This window comes from Bradyrhizobium sp. AS23.2, assembly GCF_001908185.1.
Classification (GTDB): domain Bacteria; phylum Pseudomonadota; class Alphaproteobacteria; order Rhizobiales; family Xanthobacteraceae; genus Bradyrhizobium.
The window spans coordinates 1-2,231 of the sequence record NZ_LGHM01000291.1 but is presented as its reverse complement, the minus strand read 5'-3'; the positions used below and the strand labels follow the sequence as shown (position 1 = coordinate 2,231).

Annotated in this window: 2 protein-coding genes and 2 pseudogenes; 1 reads left to right on the top strand and 3 read right to left on the bottom strand. The window is 63.4% G+C overall.

Going from position 1 to position 2,231, the window contains the following annotated elements; translation table 11 throughout:
- Window positions 1–195: hypothetical protein (locus AC630_RS46540; RefSeq protein WP_208867117.1), on the bottom strand; the 195-nt coding region annotated here is incomplete at its 3' end.
- On the opposite strand from AC630_RS46540, the pseudogene AC630_RS41380 reads away from it, so the two are divergent.
- A pseudogene (locus tag AC630_RS41380) lies at window positions 175–309 on the top strand (IS3 family transposase); the annotation flags it as partial. The gene AC630_RS46540 and the pseudogene AC630_RS41380 sit on opposite strands and share 21 nt — an antisense overlap.
- Before the next feature lie 18 nt (window positions 310–327).
- On the opposite strand, the pseudogene tnpC reads toward AC630_RS41380, so the two are convergent.
- Window positions 328–1,857 (bottom strand): annotated as a pseudogene (tnpC, locus tag AC630_RS41375) (IS66 family transposase).
- Window positions 1,858–1,926: 69 nt separating this feature from the next.
- On the bottom strand, window positions 1,927–2,231 hold a 305-nt coding region (gene tnpB, locus AC630_RS46535; RefSeq protein WP_143198736.1), incomplete at its 5' end, for an IS66 family insertion sequence element accessory protein TnpB.

The following is a 2,231-nucleotide window of genomic DNA, read 5'->3' as shown; positions in this document are numbered from 1 at the left end:
ATGCTGGAACTTCCAGCCAACGATCTGTTTGCGCCCCGTCCAGGGTGCAGCGAAAAACGACATCATCGGCCTTGTCGACGGTCCCATGAACGCAAACTCGACGACCAAACCAAGGATGATGCCGGTAAAGAACCTCGCGGAAAACGGTCCTGTGGGCGTTCTCAAACGTTGTTGTACAACACCGAGCGGCCGCACTCATCGCTCGGCTACAAACCACCGGCACCGGAGGCCGTGGTCTGGCCCGCACCGCCGCGTGGATCGGCACCACCGTCTGCCCAGGCGATGGCCCAAAAGCCGGTCATGCATTAAGATTGCAACTGGACCACTTCATAGGGGCAGACCACACGTCCTGGAGCACCGGGGCAACGGGATAGGCCCATGGATTTGACTGTTCGGGTGACCGTTGATGATCTTTGTGATGACGTCGGCGAGGTAGACGTGCGGTTCGATGCCCGTGAGCTTGCAGGTCTCGATCAGCGAGGCGATGACGGCCCAATGCTCGCCGCCGCCGTCGGAGCCTGCGAAGAGTGCATTTTTGCGGTTTAGCGCGATCGGCCGGATCGCGCGTTCGACGACGTTGGAGTCGATCTCGATGCGGCCGTCGCTGAGAAAGCGGGTCAGGCCCTGCCAGCGCGAGAGCGCATAGCGGATTGCTTCAGCGAGTTTTGTCTTCTGACTGATCAGAGTGAGCTTGGCGCGCAGCCAGGGCTCGAGCTCATCGATGACCGGCCGGCTCCTCAGCAGCCTGGCCTCGCGCCTTTCCTCTGCGCTGCGGCCACGGATATCGCTCTCGATGGCATAGAGTCCGGCGATGCGTTCGAGCGCCTCGCTGGCGATTGGCGCCGGGCCGGCCGCGGCGAGTTCGTAGAAGCGTCGGCGTACATGGGCCCAACAGAATGCAAGTTGCACGTTACCGCGCTCCGCGAGTACGCGATAGCCGGCGTAGCCATCGACCTGAAGGGTGCCCGTGAAGCCCGCGAGATGAGCGATCGGTCGCTCCGCCTTGCGATCGGGGGCGTAGACATAGGCCACGCCGGGCGGGTCGGCGCCACCCCAGAGGCGATCGTCGCGTGCGTAGGCCCACAGTTGACCGGTCTTGGTCTTTCAGCGACCGGGATCGAGCACCGGTGCCGTCGTCTCGTCGGCGAACAGCTTGGCCGAGCCCTTAAGCCTGGCGAGCAGACGCTCGTGTACCGGCCGCAGCAGGAAGGCGGCGCGGCCGACCCAGTCGGCCAAGGTCGAGCGATCAAGCGTGATGCCCTGCCGCGCATAGATCTGAGCCTGCCGATACAGCGGCAGATGATCGGCGTATTTGGCGACGAGAACCTGCGCCACCGTCGCCTCAGTCGGCAACCCACCCTCAATCAGCCGCGCCGGCGCTGCCGCCTGCACAACTCCGCTCTCGCAGGCTCGGCAGGCATATTTGGGTCGACGCACAACAAGCACGCGGAACTGGGCCGGGACGATGTCTAGTCGTTCGCTGACATCCTCGCCAATCCTATGCAGTGCGTTGCGGCAGCATGGGCAGGCATGATCGTCGATGTCGACCATCATCTCAATGCGCGGCAGATGCTCCGGCAGCGATCCACGGTTGATGCGACGCTTGGCGGCATGGTTTGCGCGCTCGGCTGGTGCCGCCGTTTCGTTCTCGGCTTCGCCGCTCGCCACAGTCTGCTCGACTTCTTCGAGGCCGAACAGCAATTGATCTTCCGGCAGCGTCTCGGCCCGTCGGCCAAAGCGGTGACGCTGCAACTCCTTGATGATTTGCTCCAGCCGTTCGGTGCGCGCACGTTCCGCCAGCAGCATCGCCTTGAGCGTGCCGGGGTCGTCGGGAAGCGCATCCGTCGTCGCCGTCATGATGCGAGTACATCATGCGCCGCAGCGCCCTGCGAGCATTTCGATCGGACTGATTCACTCCGTCGCAGATCAACCCGGCTGTACCGGCGCCGGGGTCTCGCCCCCGGCGTGAACCCGTCGCCAATCGGGCCCTTCTAACAATGCCGAGAACTCCGCAGCCGACAGCCGCATCACGCCATCTTGCACGTTTGGCCAGCGGAACTTGCCAACGAGCCGTTTGGCGAACAGGCACACTCCCGTGCCGTCCCAATAGATCAGCTTCACGCGGTCAGCCCAACACGCGACATTCTGCATACAGTCTTCGAAGCGCGACAATTGCATATCCGTGGCATCCGCTTTTTGGACGGACGCTTCAAGTCGCACCGTTCCGACGC